The organism is Dolichospermum sp. DET69 (assembly GCA_017355425.1).
GTDB lineage: Bacteria > Cyanobacteriota > Cyanobacteriia > Cyanobacteriales > Nostocaceae > Dolichospermum.
This window is the reverse complement of sequence record CP070233.1, coordinates 1,761,607-1,781,925: the sequence shown is the minus strand read 5'-3', so window position 1 is coordinate 1,781,925 and position 20,319 is coordinate 1,761,607. Positions and strand designations below refer to the sequence as shown.

The 20,319-nt window shown below is 33.5% G+C and carries 23 protein-coding genes and 1 pseudogene; 16 read left to right on the top strand and 8 right to left on the bottom strand.

Features of this window, described 5'->3' with window-relative positions; translation table 11 throughout:
- Positions 1-86 precede the first annotated feature (86 nt).
- A complete protein-coding gene (locus EZY12_08450; GenBank protein QSX70582.1) occupies positions 87-1,751 on the top strand; it encodes a DUF262 domain-containing protein in 1,665 nt (554 codons plus the stop codon).
- A gap of 86 nt (positions 1,752-1,837) precedes the next feature.
- On the opposite strand, the pseudogene EZY12_08445 reads toward EZY12_08450, so the two are convergent.
- A pseudogene (locus tag EZY12_08445) lies at positions 1,838-2,065 on the bottom strand (transposase).
- Positions 2,066-2,531: 466 nt separating this feature from the next.
- On the opposite strand from EZY12_08445, the gene EZY12_08440 reads away from it, so the two are divergent.
- Positions 2,532-3,737 carry a hypothetical protein gene (locus tag EZY12_08440; protein ID QSX70581.1) on the top strand — a complete coding sequence of 402 codons (1,206 nt, stop codon included), beginning with the start codon at positions 2,532-2,534 and terminating at the stop codon, positions 3,735-3,737.
- 7 nt (positions 3,738-3,744) lie between these two features.
- Complete coding sequence (locus EZY12_08435) at positions 3,745-4,854, top strand: hypothetical protein (GenBank protein ID QSX69613.1); 1,110 nt, start codon at positions 3,745-3,747, stop codon at positions 4,852-4,854.
- A gap of 44 nt (positions 4,855-4,898) precedes the next feature.
- Here the strand turns inward: EZY12_08435 and EZY12_08430 are convergent, their stop codons facing one another.
- The 3 genes from EZY12_08430 to EZY12_08420 all read right to left on the bottom strand — a co-directional run bounded on the left by EZY12_08430 (position 4,899) and on the right by EZY12_08420 (position 6,955).
- Positions 4,899-6,197, bottom strand: coding sequence for a hypothetical protein (locus tag EZY12_08430; GenBank protein QSX69612.1), 1,299 nt, complete (start codon positions 6,195-6,197; stop codon positions 4,899-4,901).
- A gap of 93 nt (positions 6,198-6,290) precedes the next feature.
- The gene (locus EZY12_08425; protein ID QSX69611.1) at positions 6,291-6,713 is read right to left on the bottom strand and encodes a type II toxin-antitoxin system VapC family toxin; all 423 of its coding nucleotides are present in this window, start codon (positions 6,711-6,713) and stop codon (positions 6,291-6,293) included.
- On the bottom strand, positions 6,710-6,955 hold the full coding sequence (locus EZY12_08420) for a hypothetical protein (protein QSX69610.1): 246 nt from the start codon (positions 6,953-6,955) through the stop codon (positions 6,710-6,712). The genes EZY12_08425 and EZY12_08420 overlap by 4 nt, the downstream gene beginning before the upstream one ends.
- A 451-nt stretch (positions 6,956-7,406) precedes the next feature.
- Here EZY12_08420 and EZY12_08415 point away from each other — a divergent pair, with 451 nt between their 5' ends.
- Together EZY12_08415 and EZY12_08410 are read left to right on the top strand one after the other, a co-directional pair.
- Complete coding sequence (locus EZY12_08415) at positions 7,407-7,814, top strand: hypothetical protein (GenBank protein QSX69609.1); 408 nt, start codon at positions 7,407-7,409, stop codon at positions 7,812-7,814.
- 48 nt (positions 7,815-7,862) lie between these two features.
- Positions 7,863-8,081 carry a hypothetical protein gene (locus EZY12_08410; protein ID QSX69608.1) on the top strand — a complete coding sequence of 73 codons (219 nt, stop codon included), beginning with the start codon at positions 7,863-7,865 and terminating at the stop codon, positions 8,079-8,081.
- 137 nt (positions 8,082-8,218) lie between these two features.
- Here the strand turns inward: EZY12_08410 and EZY12_08405 are convergent, their stop codons facing one another.
- The 3 genes from EZY12_08405 to EZY12_08395 form a co-directional block, all read right to left on the bottom strand.
- On the bottom strand, positions 8,219-8,416 hold the full coding sequence (locus EZY12_08405) for a type II toxin-antitoxin system HicA family toxin (GenBank protein ID QSX69607.1): 198 nt from the start codon (positions 8,414-8,416) through the stop codon (positions 8,219-8,221).
- A 3-nt stretch (positions 8,417-8,419) separates the two neighbouring features.
- Positions 8,420-8,662: a DUF1902 domain-containing protein gene (locus tag EZY12_08400; GenBank protein QSX69606.1), complete on the bottom strand. Its 243-nt coding sequence runs from the start codon at positions 8,660-8,662 to the stop codon at positions 8,420-8,422.
- 161 nt (positions 8,663-8,823) lie between these two features.
- On the bottom strand, positions 8,824-10,179 hold the full coding sequence (locus EZY12_08395) for an NAD(P)/FAD-dependent oxidoreductase (GenBank protein ID QSX69605.1): 1,356 nt from the start codon (positions 10,177-10,179) through the stop codon (positions 8,824-8,826).
- A 668-nt stretch (positions 10,180-10,847) separates the two neighbouring features.
- Here EZY12_08395 and EZY12_08390 point away from each other — a divergent pair.
- The 9 genes from EZY12_08390 (at position 10,848) to EZY12_08350 (ending at position 17,561) form a co-directional block, all read left to right on the top strand.
- A complete protein-coding gene (locus EZY12_08390; GenBank protein ID QSX69604.1) occupies positions 10,848-11,327 on the top strand; it encodes a hypothetical protein in 480 nt (159 codons plus the stop codon).
- 93 nt (positions 11,328-11,420) lie between these two features.
- The gene (locus tag EZY12_08385; protein QSX69603.1) at positions 11,421-11,657 is read left to right on the top strand and encodes a hypothetical protein; all 237 of its coding nucleotides are present in this window, start codon (positions 11,421-11,423) and stop codon (positions 11,655-11,657) included.
- 8 nt (positions 11,658-11,665) lie between these two features.
- Positions 11,666-12,379 (top strand): TIGR04283 family arsenosugar biosynthesis glycosyltransferase, encoded by a 714-nt coding sequence (locus EZY12_08380; protein QSX70580.1) that lies wholly within the window; start codon positions 11,666-11,668, stop codon positions 12,377-12,379.
- A 9-nt stretch (positions 12,380-12,388) separates the two neighbouring features.
- Positions 12,389-13,069 carry a TVP38/TMEM64 family protein gene (locus EZY12_08375; GenBank protein QSX69602.1) on the top strand — a complete coding sequence of 227 codons (681 nt, stop codon included), beginning with the start codon at positions 12,389-12,391 and terminating at the stop codon, positions 13,067-13,069.
- A gap of 281 nt (positions 13,070-13,350) precedes the next feature.
- On the top strand, positions 13,351-14,898 hold the full coding sequence (locus EZY12_08370) for a mercuric reductase (GenBank protein QSX69601.1): 1,548 nt from the start codon (positions 13,351-13,353) through the stop codon (positions 14,896-14,898).
- A 91-nt stretch (positions 14,899-14,989) separates the two neighbouring features.
- Positions 14,990-15,547: a type IV pilin-like G/H family protein gene (locus EZY12_08365; protein QSX70579.1), complete on the top strand. Its 558-nt coding sequence runs from the start codon at positions 14,990-14,992 to the stop codon at positions 15,545-15,547.
- Positions 15,548-15,562: 15 nt separating this feature from the next.
- Positions 15,563-16,093 (top strand): hypothetical protein, encoded by a 531-nt coding sequence (locus EZY12_08360; protein QSX69600.1) that lies wholly within the window; start codon positions 15,563-15,565, stop codon positions 16,091-16,093.
- Positions 16,094-16,107: 14 nt separating this feature from the next.
- Positions 16,108-16,869, top strand: a complete 762-nt coding sequence (locus tag EZY12_08355; GenBank protein QSX69599.1) for a sterol desaturase family protein — start codon at positions 16,108-16,110, stop codon at positions 16,867-16,869.
- A gap of 92 nt (positions 16,870-16,961) precedes the next feature.
- Positions 16,962-17,561, top strand: coding sequence for a tRNA-(ms[2]io[6]A)-hydroxylase (locus tag EZY12_08350; GenBank protein ID QSX69598.1), 600 nt, complete (start codon positions 16,962-16,964; stop codon positions 17,559-17,561).
- Here the strand turns inward: EZY12_08350 and EZY12_08345 are convergent.
- Positions 17,558-18,472, bottom strand: coding sequence for an Rpn family recombination-promoting nuclease/putative transposase (locus EZY12_08345; GenBank protein ID QSX69597.1), 915 nt, complete (start codon positions 18,470-18,472; stop codon positions 17,558-17,560). The two genes, EZY12_08350 and EZY12_08345, sit on opposite strands and share 4 nt — an antisense overlap.
- A gap of 261 nt (positions 18,473-18,733) precedes the next feature.
- On the opposite strand from EZY12_08345, the gene recR reads away from it, so the two are divergent.
- Together recR and EZY12_08335 are read left to right on the top strand one after the other, a co-directional pair.
- Entirely contained in the window at positions 18,734-19,333 is a 600-nt protein-coding gene (gene recR / locus EZY12_08340) for a recombination protein RecR (protein ID QSX70578.1), read from the top strand.
- A gap of 120 nt (positions 19,334-19,453) precedes the next feature.
- The gene (locus EZY12_08335; protein QSX69596.1) at positions 19,454-20,074 is read left to right on the top strand and encodes a tetratricopeptide repeat protein; all 621 of its coding nucleotides are present in this window, start codon (positions 19,454-19,456) and stop codon (positions 20,072-20,074) included.
- Positions 20,075-20,319: the final 245 nt, after the last annotated feature.

The following is a 20,319-nucleotide window of genomic DNA, read 5'->3' as shown; positions in this document are numbered from 1 at the left end:
TATATAAGATACGGGAATTTTTTAATCAATATATGATACATTTTTATCTGTAAACAATAAGTCTTAACCCCTAACATAACCTTATGATGAAATATGAACCTTATTTTATCAGTGAACTTTTGGAATTAGTAAGTAATGGTAGCATTAGAATCCCAGCTTTCCAGCGTGGTTTTGTATGGGATATGGATCAGGTAGCATATTTAATGGACAGTATTTATAAAAAATACCCATTTGGTTCTTTATTATTCTGGAGAACAAACTCTAAACTTGCAACTGAAAGAAAACTTGGAGCTTTTGATCTTCCAAACCCGAAGGAAGATTACCCTATAGATTATGTTTTAGATGGTCAGCAAAGACTTACATCTATTTTTTCAGTATTTCAGACAAAGTTAAATTCAACACAAGAAAATGACTGGACTGGAATATATTTTGATTTAGATGCAAGAGAAGATGTTCAAGAAAGTCAATTTTACGCATTACGTGATAAGGAAGTGATAGCAGGAAAACACTTTCCTCTAAATGTATTGTTTGACACTGTAAAATACAGAAGTGCTACAGAACAATTTACTCAAGAACAAATTATAAGATTAGATAAACTTTGTGACATATTTAAACAAGTCTCCATTCTCGCACAGATATTAAAAACAGAAGATAGACCTATTGTTGCTATTGTTTTTGAGCGTGTTAATCGTTTTGGGACAAAACTTGATACACTTCAACTACTTTCTGCCTGGACATGGAATGAAGATTTTGACTTATTAGAAAATTTCAGAACTTTGAAAGAAGAATTAGAAGAGTTTGGTTTTTCTGAAGTAGGGGAAGATTGTGATTTAATATTAAAATGTACAGCAGCTATTCTTAAAAAAGAAACTACTCCAGAAAGTTTATTAGAGTTAAGTGGACAAGAAATAAGAGCAGCTTTTCCAACAGTTAGAAATGGAATTTTTGGTGCAATTGATTTTATGAAAAGACAGTTAAAAATTGCGTCTTTAAAAAACCTTCCATATCCTGGACTTATAATTCCTTTGTCGGCTTATTTTGCTGAACATGATGGAAAAGAAATTTCGTATGATGGTAAAGTATATAATCAAATAAAGAAATGGTTTTGGAGGTCTTGTTTTACTAATAGATATAGTATTCAAGCTAAAAAGGTTATTATACATGATATTGAAGAAATCATCAAACTAAAAAATGGCGAAGATAACAGTTTTGGAGAAATTGAGTGTCAGATAGATAAAGATTTCTTTATAAATAACCGATTTCGTTCTGATAACATTAACACTAAAACCTTTGTTTTATTACTTGCTAATAATAATCCGAAATCTTTTTTATCAGGACAAAATATTGACCTAGATAAAGTCTTACAAAAATATAACAGAACAGAATTTCATCATATTTATCCAAAGGCATATCTAAAACTAAAATTCGAGGATAGTCTTATTAATTGCCTAGCTAATTTTTGTTTTTTGAATAGTTCTGAAAATAAAAAAATATCAGCTAAAAAACCGTCACAATATGTCAAGTTGATGCCAAAAGAAAAGTCATTAGAATATATTTTAGACAGTGCTTTATGCCCTTCAAATACCTTTGAGGATAATTTCAATGCTTTCATAAATGAAAGAGCAAAATTACTTGTTACTTTTGCAAACACATTAATCCAAGATGAAAATACGGAACTATTAACATCGTTGGATTTATGGTTCGATATACCAATATCTGCTTTGGTGACTTTAGATGATGATTGTACATAATTTCTAGTTGTAGATTTGGTTGAAGAACGAAACCCAACACCACCAATCGGTATTATAATGTTGGGTTTCATTTCATTCAACCCAACCTACTCGTTGCCAATATCATCATCAAAAATAATTTCCTCAACCGCACCCCACATCATGTCATAGATACCTTGACGCACAGCGCGATGAAAACTGGAATATTCCCAATCCTTTGGTGCTGTTACCAAACCATGTTTTACTGGATTATAATGAATATATTCAACGTGATTTTGAAAATCAATTTCATCTCTAATTAAATGTTCCCAAAAACGATATTGCCATATAGCCCTCAATTATAGAAGATGGTGTCAGTAACTCAGCCCTAAAGGGACTGAGCTTGTAAGAAATTACAAGCTGTACTGACCAGTCTAAGTCTTCACTGACTACGTTTTTTGAGTCACGACACCATGGGATGCGTAGCTAGTTCCCTGCTCTGTCATTTGCAATTAAACAGTTTTAAAGTCACTGAAACAGTGTTGCAAGTCTAAAAAGCTCTTAAAACATTGACGTTCGCGCCAGCGTGCCGGAGGCATTCAGCTAACATCACCCCGAAAGGGAGGCTCTTTGTGAGCAACACATTATGCGTACAGAGTTGGGAATTTTGAATCGGTAATTGTCCCGTTGAAAGTACAGCACAAAAGTACCCCGAATTTCTTAACTCCAAGGCGGTAATGAAAAAAGATTCAAAGCGGTTAAAACCGCTCGTGTCGTTTCCCTCTCAGGGAGCCAAGCCGCTGAGTTTTCCACTTACCGGGTATTCTTATGACAAAAAATCTAGATATTATTAAAGATACAAGAGTGAATTGTTACTCTGTAATTGTTCAATTCACTGTAGAAGATTACCTGAATATGGTACAAAAAGCCTTTCATAATAGAAAAGGAGGCTTAGAAGGACAAAGAGATACATTAAAAACAAGAACCGCAATTCGTATTCGTAAGAGGATGGAGAAAGATATAGCATTGGGAGCAGTATTACCTCCAATTGTAATTGGGGCTATTGTTTCTACAAAAGAATTAACAACAATAGAAACAATAGAATATAAAGACGAGTTTTTGCAGTTTGTTTACCAAATACCATCAGATAATATATCTATTATAGATGGTATGCAAAGAACCACAGCTTTAAATGACGCATTTAATAAAGCATTAAAAGATAATTATGAAATTGCAACTCGTAAAATTCGGATAGAATTTTGGATTGCTTCACAAATTAATAGTTTAACTTATCGAATGTTGGTACTAAATACAGGTCAAGTTCCTTGGAATTTAAGAAGACAAATCGAAACCGTATTTCAAGTCATAATTAAAGAAATACAGCAAAAATATCCAGATATAGAAATAATCACAATTAATGATGAAGGAAGACGTACTAAACCTGGACAATTTCACGCCAATAATGTAATTGAATTATTTCTGGTATTCGGGGCTAGAACCGAAAAAATTAATCTTCCAGAAAGACTAGCGGACGAATTTACAAGACTAGATTTTATAGAATCAACCTCAAATGCGGACTTTACAAATATTTTTTATGAAGTCATGTCTTATTTATCTAAATTTGATAATGCTTTCGACCATGCTATTGCATCCTATCAAAGTGAAAATACAGAAGAATATTTTAATTTTAAACAAGGTAAAGATTTATTTAGTAATCAACCAGCCTGCGTTGGTTTTGTAACTGCTATAGCTTCGGCAACATTAGGCAGACCAGGAAATGAATATACACCAGAAAAGCAAAATCAAAAATGGCAGGATATAAAAACAAATGCTGATAAGCTATTAGAAAAATTAGGAAGTTTCAATCATAACGAAATGGAAGAATTTTTGTGTTTTGATACTTTGAATGAAGTTGTTAGCAAGAAAATAGCAAAATCTAATGAAAGAGAATTCTTTCGAGGAGCTTTTAAAGTGCTAATTGATGAAAATTTTGAAGTTGAAAATATGAATCCATGCTGGAGTTACTAATATTATTATGTCCAGAAGTATGAAAGAGGCTAATAAATATATATTTGAAGTATTAGCTAAATTTGTTGAAGATAAAAATATTGAGCGTCCTATATTTGCTGATGCTATACGATATATTAAAACAAATGAACGTGAAAAAGAATGGTTGCAGAAATTAAAAATTCAAGATACACAAAGAATTTTGCCGACATTCAGAACGGCATATTTTGAATTTGAAAAACAAAAATACTTTGTTACCATTGGTTCGACAACTCAGTTATTAACAGAACGAGAAATAATACAGGAAGAAGAATTAAATGGAGGAATATTTACAGCCTTAATATTTGAACTCAAAATTCCCGTTAAACAAACTACTGATGTGAGTTTCATTGAAAATGAAATTTTTTATGAAACTGAAGAAGAAAAAATTGAATATGAATTTAGTCAAGTAAAAGAGTTTTTTGAACCTATTTTTGTTTATAAAGTTCAACATGACTGTCTGTTTATTGAGGGTGAAACAAAGAATAAAACCACTGTTAATATTCTCAAATTATCTGGTTTTTATATTACTCATAATCCTCAAATAATGCCTCTAGAATTTGACGAAGAAACTCTTCTGATTTTTCAAAGATTGTTTCTTGAAGGTTCAAAACATATACCTTTTGATAATTTATCTTTTAGTTTAGTATCTGTTCATTGGAGGTATTCTTTTCTTGATATTTATAGATGTATAGAAAGATTATTTTCAGTATATTTTTTACAAAAATTTTATGAAGATTTAGGAATAGAAAATTCATTATCATTACTCAACTTTTCAGCCAAACTTGAAGATTCTATTGACTGGAAACCAAAAGAAGATATAGCTATTAATAAATTGATATATGGTCCACCTGAAGATGCTATTAATAGCTTAAAAGAAGTTAAAAATTTTATAGATTCTAAGCGATCTGATGCGCTACCAAATGAACTTGGTCAGGTAATTTATAAGATTCGTAATTCTATAGTTCATTTTAGACCTGCCACTCAGTTAGAAATAATAAATGTCATTGATAATGAACATTGGAATAAACTTATCAGAGCATCTTTATTAATTATTGAGTATTGGTATCATAAATATGATAAACAGTTAAATAGATAAATATATTTACCATCTAACATAGAAGTTAACCACAATTTTTAATCTTATTGATTCTGTTCCTGATTTTTCAATGTTTCAGCTTGCATAGTTCGAGCTTTCGCAATCGTGCGACAATGATTAATTAACTGATAAGCTGGGTTTTTTCCTCTATCAACAATTTCCTGTAATAAATCTTCAACTGCTTTATTCCAAGTTCCTTTTTCAGCAGTTTCAAACAATGCTTTCAATAAATATTTATGTGCTTTTTTTCCAGTCCCAACTTGATCAATATGTTCAGGTATCTGATCTTTATTTTTAACTATTTGACTATTGATGTTATTATTAACTATCGGTAATTCTTTTTTAAACTCCACATCAAATAATTGAGCAAATTGTTTTGCTATTGCATCTATTGATGAAGCGAAATTTGTCCAGACAATAGCGGGAAGAAATGGAATTTGTCTATCTGACCATAATTCCTTGTATATTTGCCAATCTTCTTGAGCTTGAGATTTACTAGATTTAATTTGTAATGGATAATTTTTGTCATGGACTTTCACAATTAAATCCCATTTTAATTTAATATCAGCAATACTATTTTCACCTGTGGGATAAGCTGTGATATTTTCTAACTTTTCTAAAGCTAACATAACTCTTTTAACTGAAGCATCACCAATTTCATATTCAGGTGTATCTGTAGAATATAAAGTATTAGCACTATAGTCTTTACAAACAACATCTAATATTCTTATGGGTATAGGATAAAGTTGATCATTTCCATAAAAACCAAAATTACCTTCTATATCTTCATATCTGGAAAATGGTAAAGGTTGTCCTGCTTCTGGAAGCCAATAAACTTCTTTTTTAATTGCAAATAAAAGGGGATTAATAACTATGTTTAAATAAGATTCTTCTTTGATTTGAATAACTTGGTAATTACTGGTATTAATTCTGGATATATCAAAATATAAACTCAGCGTTAATTGTTCATCTATGCTTTCTAGTTTTGATACTAAATCATCCCATTGCGAATAATCATCATCAATTTTATATCTAATTTTATTAGGTAAATATGTTTGATGATTATAAACTTGCGGCTGACTTAAATCTAAGATATTACCATTTTGTAAAGCTAATAAATTATGAGTTATTGATTTATCGAGATATTCATGATCAATAATTTTCTGAAAAGGAATAATCCCACTATAAGTAGTATCTCCTACTCGATTCTCCAGTGTGGAAATACTGCCCCCTGCTCCTTTAAATGTACAAATAATATTCCTCCTACTTCCATTGATAGTATTTCTACTTTCATTTAAGTTGGGTTTAATTCCTAATCTAATTTCAACTATATTATCTAACATAAACTGCATATTCAAAGAACGCAAATTATCCTATCATATTCTGGTAAATGTAGCAAATGTAGGTTGGGTTGACGTAAGGAAACCCAACATTAATTATAATATCCTGGTGGGTGGTGCTATCCAATTGTCATATTCCAAATTAGGGATATTTTGAAAGTGTTTAATATTAGCAGTGATTAAAACGCTTTTATTATTAATTGCTGATGCTCCAATCAGTAAGTCAATAGGAGTAATTAATAAACCTCTTTGACGTAAATCTTGATAAATAATACTGGCAACATTAGCTGTATCTATATCAAGCGGTACAATCTCGCTGCTATTGGCAAGAATTTCAAATTGCTGCAAAAGATTTTTAGCATCTTTGTACAGCAATCCACTTTTGATTTCGTAGTAAGTAAGAACAGAAAAAGTTAAATAGGTGTGAAATTGTTGATATTCACGGAATCTTTTGACAACTTGTGTTTCACCTCGAAGAAAATATGAGAGGATATTAGTATCTAGTAAAGCTTTTTTCACAGTTCAATTTGCCTTTGCAAGTCTAGTAATCTTTGTTCTTCAATCTCATGTTCGAGGTTTTGTAAAAGTATAGTTTCTTCAGCATTCGCAATACCAGCAAATTGCATAAAATCTACATTTTTTGGATGCAGTAGTTGTTGACGCTGTGCTAATTGCTGGAAAATCAGTTGAGCAATTTCATTCTGTTCATCTTCAGGTAGCCGTGAGACGACAGCATAAGCTTGTTGTAAGAGATTAGTCATAGATTTTTGTCGATATTATCAAAAATTTTGATAAATTGATAAAACTAGATTTATTTTATCACAAACATTTTACCTTTCATAAGAAAACTTTATTTTTTATTGACTGGAAATATATTTTAAATAAGGTCGAGTTGGGTATAATTAATAATTGCAGATAGATAAGAATCAACTAATGGTGTAGGAATACTTAACTGTTCCTCAAGAACTGAGCGTAAACGGTTAATCATACCCCAAGATATAATTAACTGTACTAACCCTATTTCACAATAGCCTTGCCTGATGATTGTAACTAAACTTTGACTGGATGAATTTTGCTTTCCTTTCCTATCCGACAGCAAAGATGCACACCAGATGTTAAGATCAAGACATAACCGTATTAAATTTTGTGGTTGAAGCATTTTAAAATAAGATTTAACTTGATAAAATAATTTATTAATGAATATATAGTTAGGTGTATTTAATCTTAGCCATTTCTAATTTGAGAGAAACCACAGTTTTTATTGTACCACAAAGTTCACAAGGAATTTATATGTCTGAAGAAACTAGATTGACTTATACCGATGGGGTGATGATAGATTTGTCTAAAATAGCCGAACAAACACAAGCACAAAATATTAATTTAGCTTTGAAATTTTTCCCAAAGCTACCAGCAGAGGCTTATGCAGCATTGCAACATATAGAGGTAATAGCTTCACCTGAAGATTGGCAAAAAATCACCTATCAAATAGCACGTACTTTAGTAAATGCTCAATATGAAATCACTCATCGTCAAATTATGGAAAAGATGAAGGTGGATAATTTAGATGAGATGGAATCTGATGATGATATTTTAGCTGCTGCTTTGAAACTTACGAGTTAGTTTATTTTTACCAAGCTAAAAATAGATAGATTTACTCACAATAGACTTATGAAACTAACCCTCAGCTTACCACCAGAATTAGAACAGTATTTAACACAGCAAGCACAACAACAAGGTCTTTCTGTAGAAACTTATGCACTCCAACTTCTTAAAAAATCTATTTTCCCATTAGAGAAAAATTCAGCTTTTGAAGAAACACCCACAGAAATTGTAATTGAAGGTATTCATCAGGGAATAAAAGAAGCATTAAGTGGACTTACCCCGTAGGTTGGGTTGACGCAAGGAAACCCAACATTAATTATAAAGCGAAGCGCAACCCAACATTATTAGTTATAATATCCTGGTGGGTGGTGTTGGGTTTCACTTCGTTCTACCCAACCTACAAAAAACTTGATTTATCTAAGTTAAAAATATTTAGGTAATCCAGCTTGTTTCAAAACTATATTAGCAGTATGCCGGGACTTGATACAACTATCAACGACAAACCGACGTTCTGTAATTGGACTATACCAAATTTCATGATCTCCTTTACCTTGCTTTTCAAAATAGCAATTTGCTTCTAAAAGCAGCTTTTTCAATTCAGGTGTAAATGATGTACTCATCTATTACGCTACCTGAATCAATTCTTGACGATGACTAATTAACTCAAAATTAATTGTACCCGCATAATTATGAGGGACAATTTGATTCAAGACTAACAATTCTGGAATCATTACTCGTAACTTTTCTGTTAAAATATCAATTGTAGAAGTTTCTGTTACCAAACCTGGGATATCTTCGCTTGTTGCCACCCAAACTTCTGCTTCTGCATCCCAAAAGGCTTCAACTTTATATGTAATTTGTGTCATTATCAAAAGTTTTGGTAAATTGATAAAACTGGATTTATTATATCACAAATATGGCAATTTTCACAATTAAAACCGCCACCTCACACTAATTGAATTCAGTGTTGAAGGAATGGCGGATTTGCAGATGGAATTTGATGCCGTGCTACTACAAACCACAAATCTTAGAGTTTGGCTGGCTGCTTCTTTTCTGTAGTTGGGGAATGACTGCTATTGTTAACACTTTTTGGTCTAACAGCTTTACCTGTAATCAATCGAGAACGACGATTACGAGTAGTATAATTCCACGCCCATTGAATTACTACTAATAATTTAGTGTCAAACTCAATTAAGAAGTAGATATGAATTATTAACCAAAATATCCAAGCTAGGAAACCTGTAAGTTTAATAAAACCTAAATCTACAACAGCTAAATTTTGCCCAATCATCGCCAAACTACCCACGTCGGTATAACGAAAGTCTGGCAAAGTATGACCTTTAAGCCGTCGTTTAATGAGTTTACCTACATACTCTCCTTGTTGTTTGGCGACAGGTGCAACACCAGGTAAGGGTTTGTCATTTTGATGGGAGAAATTGGCTAGATCTCCAATTACGAAAATGTTTTTATAACCCTTGATACTCAAGTCAGGTTCTACAATTACTCTGGCAGAGAAATCACATTCTACGTCTGTCCGTTCTGCGAGAATTTTCCCCAAAGCCGAACCTTGCACACCTGCTGCCCACAAGATAGTTTTTGAGGGAATTTCTGTCAATTCATTGTTTTGCTTGAAAGTAACGATGTCATTTTCAATATTTGTGACTCTGGTTTGAGTGTGAATAACCACACCCAATTTTTGTAAAGATTCTATTGCTACTTTCGATAATTCTGGGGCAATGTGTGGGAGAATGTGATCGCCCCCTTGCAATAGGATAATTTTCGCTTCTGAAGTGTCGATGTTGCGGAAATCTTCTTTGAGAGTTTGGTATGCTAATTCAGCGATCGCTCCTGATAATTCTACACCAGTCGGACCTCCCCCCACAATCACAAAAGTTAAGAAAGCCCGGCGTTTTTCAGGATCAGTTTCCTTTTCTGCGGATTCAAATGCCGAAAATATCCGCCGACGCATTTCTAGAGCATCTTCCACAGTTTTTAAACCAGGAGCAAATTCTTTCCAGTTATCCTTACCAAAATAGGAATGCTTCGCACCTGTGGCCACAATTAAGGTATCATAAGGTATTATTTCATCACCCAAAATAACTTGTTGTGCCTTGGGATCAATATTCTTTACTTCTCCCAACAACACTTTTGTATTTTTGCTTTTGCTGAATACAGATCGCAATGGTGCGGAAATATCAGAAGGTGATAACGTACCTGTGGCAACTTGATATAAAAGTGGCTGAAATAGGTGAAAATTACGTTTATCAATGAGAGTAACATTTACATTTGTTTTACCAAGAGCCTTAGCTGCATACAGTCCACCAAAGCCACCACCAATGATGACAACCTCATGTGGTGCATTTTTCTCACTGGGAACAACCATAAAAAATATTTCCTTTTGTTAAGAGTCGTGTAACCTTTCTTAACAAATATGTAACAAAATTATGATAGGTTTTGCCGTTTATTTGGAACTCTTTAAAAAATACGAAAAGTAGTCAAAGTTACTAATAACTTATTATTAAAAATGAATAGGAAAAAGAGGTAAAAAAAGTTCTTAATGATGCAATATCTCAGTTAATTTAAAGTTAATCGTCTCAGAATAATTATTATGTAAAATTTGATTCAAAACTAACAAATTCAAAATAGAGCTTACTGCTCCCGTCAGAAATGCAAAATTTAGAAATTTGATTAAGTAAGTAGATGGTCTGAAATAAATATTAAAATAATATTGTTGACTCCTGGGTATCCACCAAGCCCACCCCATAAAAGCAAGATTAGGAAGACAAGGAGAGATAGTAGACAAGGAGGATTTTATCTACAAAATACTCAATTTATGGGTTGTTTTATGACCAATCATCCCTTTCTTGACCAGTTTTCCTCCCTTCCTTGTCTGCCTTCCCAAGTCTTGTCCTCATGTGGGCATCCTGCCTGCCTATATTATATTTAATTGTTCCGCTGCGCTCTACTAGTTGTATTTTAAAAAAAATTGATATAGATGGGGATCACTACTGATATAATACTTATGTACACGATAAAAGCTGAAAAAAATAAATGGAAATACTTAGGAGTAACTCCACAAAAAAAATCACCTATTACCCTTTACTAGCTTCATTAGTTGTAGTGTTATTAGCACATTCTACTATTGATCAAGGTTTTACAAATCCGAGTCACAAGACATTTGCTTCTACTCAATTTCTAGCTCAGGCAAATAACACCAACTTTCTACAAGGTTCTGAATTAGATGCAAAAAAAGCTCTAGATTTAGTCCAAAATCTACCACAAGTGCAACGAAAAGCGCGGGAGATTAAAAGACTATCCAGAGGAAGTATCCGGGTTTCCTCAATGGTTGAGAGTTCTCCTACTGCGGATACAGCTTATTATGTGATTAGAGTGTTTGAGACTCACTCCGATAAAAGTACCAGTCCAATTTACTGGTTTCGTGTATTGAGTCCTAGTGGTGTAATTGAAGCTTTGGATTTAATTCAAAATCAATACATACCTCTAAATAAGTGGAATCCTGACGGTAGGTAAACCAGCCATAAATTATTTTTTCAACTTCTTGCTTTCCATTTTTTACTTTCTTTCTACTCCTGCATTCATAAACATAATTTTTTAAACACAAAGATGTCTGAACAACAAATAATTAGTCCTTGGAAATTCAAACCTTGGTGGTGTCAGCCTTGGTCAATTATCCTCACCGCTGTCACATTAATTACTGGGAGTTGGTTAGTATTTAAAATTATTTGGTTGACAATTTTAGTTGCTATTCCCTTATCAATTTGGATGGGATTTTTTATATTCATTTGGCCACAAATGATGATTCGTAGTGGTGTTTTAGATAATATCGAAAAACATCCTTAATCACTATGATGGCAGAAATTACAAATCACAATATTAACAACGGTTTAATTTCTATTATTATCCCCACACTCAATGAAGCGGGTAATATTAAAGAAACAATTATTAGCAGTCAATTTAGTAATAATGTAGAAATAATTGTAGTTGATGGTGGTTCAAAAGATGAAACATTATTCATAGCTAAATCCTTAAATGTTAAAGTGCTTATTTCTCCTCCTGGACGTGCTAATCAAATGAATGCGGGTGCTATGGCTGCTAGTGGGGAAATTCTGCTGTTTCTCCATGCAGATACTCGTTTACCGATAAATTTTGAGCAAATGATGCGGACAACCTTAGCAAAACCAGGAATTGTGGCTGGTGCATTTGCTTTGCGGATAAATGCCCCGAATTTGGGGTTGCGTTTAGTCGAATTTGGTGTAAAATGGCGATCGCATCTATGGCAAATGCCCTATGGTGATCAAGGTATTTTCCTAACTAAAGATGTATTTCAGCAAGTTGGTAATTTTCCCCAAATACCAATTATGGAAGACTTTGAACTGATCAGAAAATTAAAAACTATGGGAAAAATTTATCTATTATCAACACCTGTAATTACTTCACCTCGCAGATGGTTAAAAAAAGGAATTATCCAAACCACCATTTTGAATCAAATTATTGTCATTGCTTATTTACTCGGTGTTTCCCCCCAGCAAATTCGTAATTGGTATTCCTCCCCAAAATTGTAGATAATTTTTATGATGGTTGTATTTTTATCAGAAATAGATGTTGCTGTAGCACAAGAATTTATTCACATATCTTCTCTCAATCTTCAAGAATTTTTACAAAATACTTTACAGTGGATTAATAGCCTAGGTGCTGTAGGAGGAATAGTATTTATTGGTATCTATATTATAGCTACTTTAGCTTTTTTACCAGCATCAATCCTCACCTTGGGGGCTGGGGTAATCTTTAGTATAACCTGGGGTTCTTTATATGTCTTTGTTGGGGCTACATTAGGCGCTACAGCAGCATTTTTAGTAGGACGTTATTTAGCTAAAGGTTGGGTAAAAGAAAAAATATCGAGTTACAAAAAATTTGCAACTATTGATCAAGCCGTAAGTAAAAAGGGGTTAAAAATTGTCTTATTAATGCGACTTTCTCCCCTCTTTCCCTTTAACTTATTAAACTATGCTTTAGGGATTACTAGTGTTTCTTTTTCAGACTATTTTCTGGGTTCAGTGGGGATGATTCCTGGAACAATTATGTATGTTTATCTTGGATCTTTAGCAGGAGACATAGCCTTAATTGGTAGTAAAAATCAACCTAGTAATATGATCCTACACTGGGTAATTCAAATTATTGGATTGATAGCGACAATTGCTGTCACAGTTTATGTCACTAAAATAGCCAAGAAAGCTTTAGAAGAAGAAGTTTAAAAAATCTGGATTTTAAGGGGGTTTTATCTGTGTAGTTGCCAGGTAGGTAATATAATAAGAGTAAATTTGTTAAATGTAAAACTGACAAATTTTTGATCCTCTCTTCCCAGTATAAGATTACCTATCTACTTCCTTCTTCCTTCTTCCTTCTTCCTTCGTGTCCTTCGTCCCTTCGTGGTTCATTTAATCCATATTCTTCTAGTAGGAAGGGAGTAATAATATATTTACAAGTAAAGATTACATAATCACAAATATACTTTGATAATCCAGAGGTAATACTAATGTCAACATCAGAATTTAACAGAGTTACAATCCGGCCAATGGATGAGTATAATCAAAAACTACTCAAAAATGTGCATCCAGATAATTGGGTAAATCCCCAACCTGCTGATTGTTATGATTTAGTAGTAATTGGTGGGGGAACTGCGGGATTAGTTGTAGCTGCGGGGGCTGCGGGTTTAGACTTAGGTTTGAAAGTAGCATTAATTGAAAAAAATCTCATGGGAGGAGATTGTTTAAACTTTGGTTGTATCCCTTCTAAATGTTTAATTCGTTCTTCTCGTGTAGTAGAAGAAATCAAAAAAGCCAAGGATTTAGGTATTAATATTTCCCAGCAATTTGATGTGGATTTTGCCACAGTTATGCAAAGAATGCGGCGGATTCGGGCGAGTATTAGTCATCATGATTCTGTGGAAAGATTTAAAAATTTAGGAATTGATGTTTTTTTAGGTGATGGAAAATTTACAAGTAATAATACTATAGAAGTTGCTAATACAAACCTAAAGTTTAAAAAAGCTGTAATTGCGACTGGTGCGCGGGCTGTTAAACCGAAAATTCGCGGAATTGAAGAAACCGGATATTTAACTAATGAAACTGTTTTTTCCCTAACTCAAAAACCAGAAAAATTAGCAATAATTGGTGGTGGTCCTGTCGGTTGTGAATTAGCACAAACATTCCAACGTTTGGGTTGTGAAGTGACATTATTTCATAGAGATTCACATATTTTAAATCAGGAAGATCCAGAAGCAGCAGAAATTTTGCAAAAAATTTTAATTGATGAAGGTATTCGTTTAGTATTAAATTGTCAGTTAGAAGAAGTGGTGACTGTGACGGAAGGAAAACGATTATATTTTTCTGTGCATAGTGAACGAGATTCGGTGACAGTTGATGAAATATTAGTTGGTGTGGGACGTGCGCCCAATGTGGAAAATTTGAATTTAGCCGCAGTGGGTGTAGAATACGATCAGAGCTTGGGTGTAAAAGTGAATGATTATTTGCAAACCACAAATCCCAAAATATACGCCGCTGGTGATATCTGCATGAATTGGAAATTCACTCATGCGGCAGATGCTGCGGCGCGGATTGTGATTAAAAATACTCTATTTTCGCCTTTTGGTTGGGGACGATCTAAACTCAGTAGTTTGGTAATGCCTTGGGTGACATATACCAGCCCGGAAATTGCTCATGTGGGAATGTATGCAAATGAGGCGAAAAAATTGGGTATAGACATAGAAACTATTAAGATTCCTTTTATTAGTGTAGATCGAGCGATCGCCGATCATGAAGAATCTGGTTTTTTGAAGATTCATCACAAAAAAGGATCAGATCAAATCCTAGGTGCAACAATTGTTGCTAATCATGCAGGGGAGATGATTTCCGAAATTACCACAGCTATTGTCAATAATATTGGTTTAAGTAAACTTAGTAGTGTAATTCATCCTTACCCAACCCAAGCAGAAGCAATTAAAAAAGCCGCAGACGCTTACCGCAAAACTTTACTCACACCAAGAACTAAACAATTATTAAGTTTTTTAACAAAGTTTTCCTAAGTTATTTCAGATCCTTAACTTCTTGAAGAATTCGGGAATCTTATTTTTTACAAAAAATCCGAAATCACCATTTAAGTAATTGTATTTAATCATGAATATCAAATTTTTTCAATATTTATTGAGTAGAAAAAATGAGCGCGGATTTACCATTATTGAAATACTATCAATTGTCATAATTATTGGTATTTTATCTGCAATAGCGTTACCCTCGTTTCTGAGTTGTGGTAGTATGGCTGTATCATCAGAATCGAAATATTATGTTGGTGCTATGAACGAAAGTCAACAAGCCTACTTTTTAGAAAATCGCAATTTTTCTAACTCTTTATCAAGATTAGATTTAGGTATTAAAGAACAAACTAAATACTTCAATTATTCTATTATTATAACTCAAAAAGCTGCATTTAATTATGGTGTGGCTAGACAAAAATATGTAGATAGTAGTTGGTTTAATCCCAGACCTATTAAAACTTTTGTAGGGGCTGTTTTTGCTGTACCTATAACAAAAAAAGATCAACCCGAAACTTTATCAATTATTTGTCAAAGTCAAGAACTTACTACTACCAGTCCAGCAAATCCGATCTTAAAAAATGGTGTTCCTGTATGTGGTCAAGGGACTAAGGAACTACTAAACAAAGAATTCATTAAATAATTAACTAAAGAAATTATGCTAAAGATTAACATCAGCAATCTGAAATTAAAAATTGCATTACAAGTATTAATATGGTTGATTATTATATTTGGTAGTTTGTTATCCGCCATGATATATAATTCAGATATACTCAAACCATTAATGGAATCTGGTATCCCATTAAATCACCTTTCTGGTTTACCCATTTTAGGTGATAAAATTCGCGCTGCTAGTATCCCGCAAATTACTGTTCAAGAATTGCAAAAATTAATTCTTAGTAAAAATCCCCAATTACTATTAATTGATGTTCGGACTCCAGCAGAATATGAATATACCCACATTCCCGGAGCAATACTTGTACCATTAACAGATGTTGAAGCGGGAATTGGGATTATAAATATTAAATCATTGACACCAGGACATAAATTAATTACCTATTGTTCTGTTGGTGTTAGGTCGAATAAAGCGTTAGAATTATTAAAGAGTGCAGGAATTACAGGAGAAAATGTTAAAGGTGGAATTCATGAATGGAGAAACAAGATTGACCCCTCTATGCCAGAATTATAAGGATATAGACCAAAATGGAATATAAATCTCTAGCTATTGTCAGCAGTATCGTTACATTTGGAATACTGGAAACCTTAGTTCCCTTTTTTCAATATCGTCAAAATCCCATTAAAAGATTTATTCACAATTTAATTTTGGGTTTAATTAATTCTCTAGTCATTAATGTCACTGTTATTTTAATATTAAATTTATTGTGGAAACCAACTTTATCCCAGGGATTTTTTTATAATCTGAACTTACCTTGGCTGCACTTTATCCTCTCTTTTTTATTGCTTGATTTGTATATGTATACGTGGCATAGATTAATCCACAATTGGGGTTTTGCTTGGCGATTTCATAAAGTTCATCATACAGACAGATGGATGAATATATCCACAGCTTACCGCTTTCATACAGTAGAAGTAATTGCTTCCAATATTCCTAAAATTGGCTTAATTTATCTATTGGGAATTACACCAAATGCTTGGATATTATATGAATCTTTATTTGCTGTATCATTAGTTTTTCATCACAGTAATTTTGCTCTACCTTTCAAAATAGATAAATTCTTGAGTTACTTCATTGTCACACCTAATTATCATCGCGCTCATCATTGCCAATTAATCAAATATCTCAATAGTAATTATAGCAGTTTGTTAACTATATGGGATATAATATTTCAATCTCGTTATTATCCACCACAACCAGAAACAATCCAATTTGGTGTACCAGAAGAAACCAGAGATTTTAATGTTATCAGTTTATTAAAATTACCCTTTGTGTCTGTTCATAAATAGGATAATTTACTGTATTATAGAAATATTTCGGCAAACGTCTCTTTTTTCCTAGATTAAAATTAATTAATTATCCATTTGGAGTTATTTTTCCTGTGCTGAGTTCACCTTTACCCACTATCAACGCCATCAAACAACCCACCAGTGATGCTTGGGTAGAGCAAGCGATCGCTAACCTGGATATTATATTATTAGATCACTCTCACTGTGAAAAAAAAGCCGCTGGAGTAGCGTTAAATATGATGTTTCGCTATCCTTCTAATACTAAAATGGTTAGGGAGTTAACAGCGATCGCTAGAGAAGAATTAGAACACTTAGAACAAGTTAACCAGTGGTTAGAAAAACGGAATATTCCCCTCAAACCATTAGCTCCACCACCCTACGGCGCTGGTTTAAAAGCCCAAGTCTGTAACCAAGAACCCCACCGTTTTTTAGATTCTCTGCTAGTTACAGGCTTAATAGAAGCCCGCAGCCATGAACGTTTAGGGTTATTAGCTGCTAACTGTCCAGAACCAGAATTAGCCGGATTTTATCGCAGTTTAATGGCATCGGAAGCCCGACATTTTGGCATTTACTGGGTATTAGCAGATACCTATTTTGACAGAAAAATAGTCATGAATAGATTAGATGAATTAGCTGAGGTGGAAAGTCAATTATTATCAACCTTACACCCAGAACCAAGAATTCATAGTTAGTCAGTTTTTAACGGCGTATTTATTAACAACCAAGTTTGAAAATCAGCCAAACTATTAAAATCTAAAAGTGCTTCACTCAATTCTTCTAAAACAGATAATGGTAAAGCAGAAATAGATTTTCTCATTTTTTGAGAAATTCTCCCAAACCGCTTTGTTAATAGTCGAATAATTAAACTAATGGTAGCTTGTTCTATCCCTTGTTCTATACCTTCTTCTATTCCTTCCTCTCTTCCTTGTTCTAGTCCTTCCTCCCTTCCTTCTTCTTTAATTTCTTGATAAACTCTAGTTTCCTTCAGTGTAATTCCTAACATTGATTCTACCTCCCGACGACTTAGTTTTTCAAACTTGTACACCATGATTGTCGTGATCATCTCTATGATAGCTTGACTTGATGGTGGTACAATTTCTTCATTGTTTCTGTTTAATAAATATCTAGCTGCTGCTGGGGCTTTGTTTTCCTCCAGAGTAGTTAGTAACATTACTCCTAGCCCTAATGGTAACTCCTCAATATTGCCCAATTCATCTAAGTATACTCGATGGACTTGGGGACTGTTAAGAAATCCACGATGGGGATAAATATTGCTTTGTTCAGTATTTCGAGATGGATAAATGATTACTACTTGCCAATCACTAAATCTTTTGCAGTTACGATAAAAATATAGTGAAGTTTCAGCATTTGTTCTTTCATAAAGTTCTTCATCTATTTGAAATTGTACCTCACAGAAATATACTATTCCTCGTCCATCACTTTCTGGTGGTAAAAATACACCATCAATTGCAAATGTGGGTTCTTTGACAGCTATAGAATCAAAGCGGTAAGATTGAGCATTGATAGGCGGATCTGTCAAGAGTTCAAATAGTAAAGATGGATATTGTTGAAATAGGCTATAAAAAATTGAATCTCTACGCATAAATTACGACCATCTACTTAAATATAATATATATAACAGTCATAAATGATATGTGGGGTGGGCATTATCCACCAAAACCCCCTAACCAAAATCCCCTAACCAAAACTCTCTACGGTGGGCATTGCCCACCCTACGTATATATTAAATATTAGTGCTATGGCAAATTGGTTATGCTTGTAAACATAACAGAAATTTCAGCACGTTTAAAGATTTCATTCTCTCATGAGATAATTGTAAAATAGAAAAAAGCCCGGAGGTAGAATTACGGTTTACGCACGCCCCTTAGCTCGATTAATTGAGCAGTTGCAAAGGCTCCCTGGAGTTGGTCCCAAAAGCGCCCAACGATTAGCTTTGCACATCTTAAAAAGACCAGAAGCAGAAGTAGAAGCCTTAGCCCAAGCACTTGTTGACGCAAAAAAACAGGTAGGTTTGTGTAAAGTTTGCTTTCACCTTTCCTCAGATCCAGTATGTGAAATTTGTCGTCACCCTCAGCGAGATAATACAACCATTTGTGTAGTTGCAGATTCCCGTGATGTGATTGCTTTAGAAAAAACCCGTGAATATAAAGGTAAATATCATGTTTTATGCGGCGTAATTTCCCCAATGGATGGTATCGGACCTGAACAGCTAACTATTCAAGCTTTAGTGAAACGGGTAAGCGAACAAAAGCCCCAAGAAGTTATTTTAGCCATTAGTCCCAGTATCGAAGGAGAAACCACAACATTATATATAGGTCAATTACTCAAACCATTTACAAAAGTAACCCGCATTGCCTTTGGTTTACCCGTAGGTGGTGATTTAGAATACGCTGATGAACTCACCTTAGCCAGAGCATTAGAAGGACGGAGAGAGCTAGATTAGGGTAATTTAGAATGAACAATAGAAAATAAAATCTTAAATTAAACCTTAAAAAAAGCTTGCTTTTTCCGCCTTTGCGTGAGACAAAAATAGATTCCGTCAACTTTCTAAGCTGTTACCAAAATGTTTTTTACCAATTCTCTGGAAAATCAACTCCAACAGTGGAACAATACCATTAATATTCAGCCAAATCATGTTAATGCTTATGTTCAGCGAGGGATGGTTTATTTTAAATTAGGAAAAATTGAAGAATCAATTCAAGATTTCGATCATGCTGAAAAGTTAGATATGCAAATTACTCCTTATCTTTGGCAAAGAGGATTATCCTATTATTATGCAGAACGGTTTGCTGAAGGTGCAAAACAGTTTGAAACCGATTTAATTGTTAATGCTCAAGATGTAGAAGAAACAGTGTGGCGATATCTTTGTATAGCCAGATTATCAGGTGTTACAGAAGCACGTAATTCTTTATTAACTGTGAAAAATGATCCTCGAAAAATCATGGCAACTATATATGATTTATTTGCAGGTAATTGTAGTCAAGAGGATGTTTTAAATATAGGAAAATTGACAGGATTAAAAGGTAAATTTTACAGTCACCTTTATTTAGGCTTATATTATGAAGCTGAGAATAATTTGGAGTTAGCGCAGGAATATATAGTTAAAGCTGCTAACGAGGACAAAATTGATGATTATATGTGGTATTTAGCCGTAGTCCATAAAAATCTCCGAGCATGGACATAAAAATACAAGTAGATGGGTTGAAATAATATCAAAATAATATTGTTGACTCTTGGCGGTCCACCAAGCCCACTCCATAAGAGTATTATACTTATTGTGGGGTGGGCTTCTAGCCTGCCCATACTATATTTAATTATGCCTACTTACTTAGTTGGCATGAGAGATGCTGCGGGAGAAGTATGTACACTAAAATAAAAGATACGTTATTGCAGGTATGTAACTTTTCACTTAGGGACTTCCAATTAAAA

What these genes read in the sequence shown, in the direction of transcription:
- EZY12_08420 (QSX69610.1), bottom strand. Translation starts at nt 6,955, where the DNA reads ATGACTAATCTCTTACAACAAGCTTATGCTGTCGTCTCACGGCTACCT.
- EZY12_08385 (QSX69603.1), top strand. Translation starts at nt 11,421, where the DNA reads ATGTCTGAACAACAAATAATTAGTCCTTGGAAATTCAAACCTTGGTGG.
- EZY12_08410 (QSX69608.1), top strand. Translation starts at nt 7,863, where the DNA reads ATGAAACTAACCCTCAGCTTACCACCAGAATTAGAACAGTATTTAACA.
- EZY12_08380 (QSX70580.1), top strand. Translation starts at nt 11,666, where the DNA reads ATGGCAGAAATTACAAATCACAATATTAACAACGGTTTAATTTCTATT.
- EZY12_08370 (QSX69601.1), top strand. Translation starts at nt 13,351, where the DNA reads ATGTCAACATCAGAATTTAACAGAGTTACAATCCGGCCAATGGATGAG.
- EZY12_08360 (QSX69600.1), top strand. Translation starts at nt 15,563, where the DNA reads ATGCTAAAGATTAACATCAGCAATCTGAAATTAAAAATTGCATTACAA.
- EZY12_08450 (QSX70582.1), top strand. Translation starts at nt 87, where the DNA reads ATGAAATATGAACCTTATTTTATCAGTGAACTTTTGGAATTAGTAAGT.
- EZY12_08375 (QSX69602.1), top strand. Translation starts at nt 12,389, where the DNA reads ATGATGGTTGTATTTTTATCAGAAATAGATGTTGCTGTAGCACAAGAA.
- EZY12_08405 (QSX69607.1), bottom strand. Translation starts at nt 8,416, where the DNA reads ATGAGTACATCATTTACACCTGAATTGAAAAAGCTGCTTTTAGAAGCA.
- EZY12_08345 (QSX69597.1), bottom strand. Translation starts at nt 18,472, where the DNA reads ATGCGTAGAGATTCAATTTTTTATAGCCTATTTCAACAATATCCATCT.
- EZY12_08365 (QSX70579.1), top strand. Translation starts at nt 14,990, where the DNA reads ATGAATATCAAATTTTTTCAATATTTATTGAGTAGAAAAAATGAGCGC.
- EZY12_08390 (QSX69604.1), top strand. Translation starts at nt 10,848, where the DNA reads ATGGAAATACTTAGGAGTAACTCCACAAAAAAAATCACCTATTACCCT.
- EZY12_08435 (QSX69613.1), top strand. Translation starts at nt 3,745, where the DNA reads ATGTCCAGAAGTATGAAAGAGGCTAATAAATATATATTTGAAGTATTA.
- EZY12_08400 (QSX69606.1), bottom strand. Translation starts at nt 8,662, where the DNA reads ATGACACAAATTACATATAAAGTTGAAGCCTTTTGGGATGCAGAAGCA.
- EZY12_08335 (QSX69596.1), top strand. Translation starts at nt 19,454, where the DNA reads ATGTTTTTTACCAATTCTCTGGAAAATCAACTCCAACAGTGGAACAAT.
- EZY12_08430 (QSX69612.1), bottom strand. Translation starts at nt 6,197, where the DNA reads ATGTTAGATAATATAGTTGAAATTAGATTAGGAATTAAACCCAACTTA.
- EZY12_08355 (QSX69599.1), top strand. Translation starts at nt 16,108, where the DNA reads ATGGAATATAAATCTCTAGCTATTGTCAGCAGTATCGTTACATTTGGA.
- EZY12_08395 (QSX69605.1), bottom strand. Translation starts at nt 10,179, where the DNA reads ATGGTTGTTCCCAGTGAGAAAAATGCACCACATGAGGTTGTCATCATT.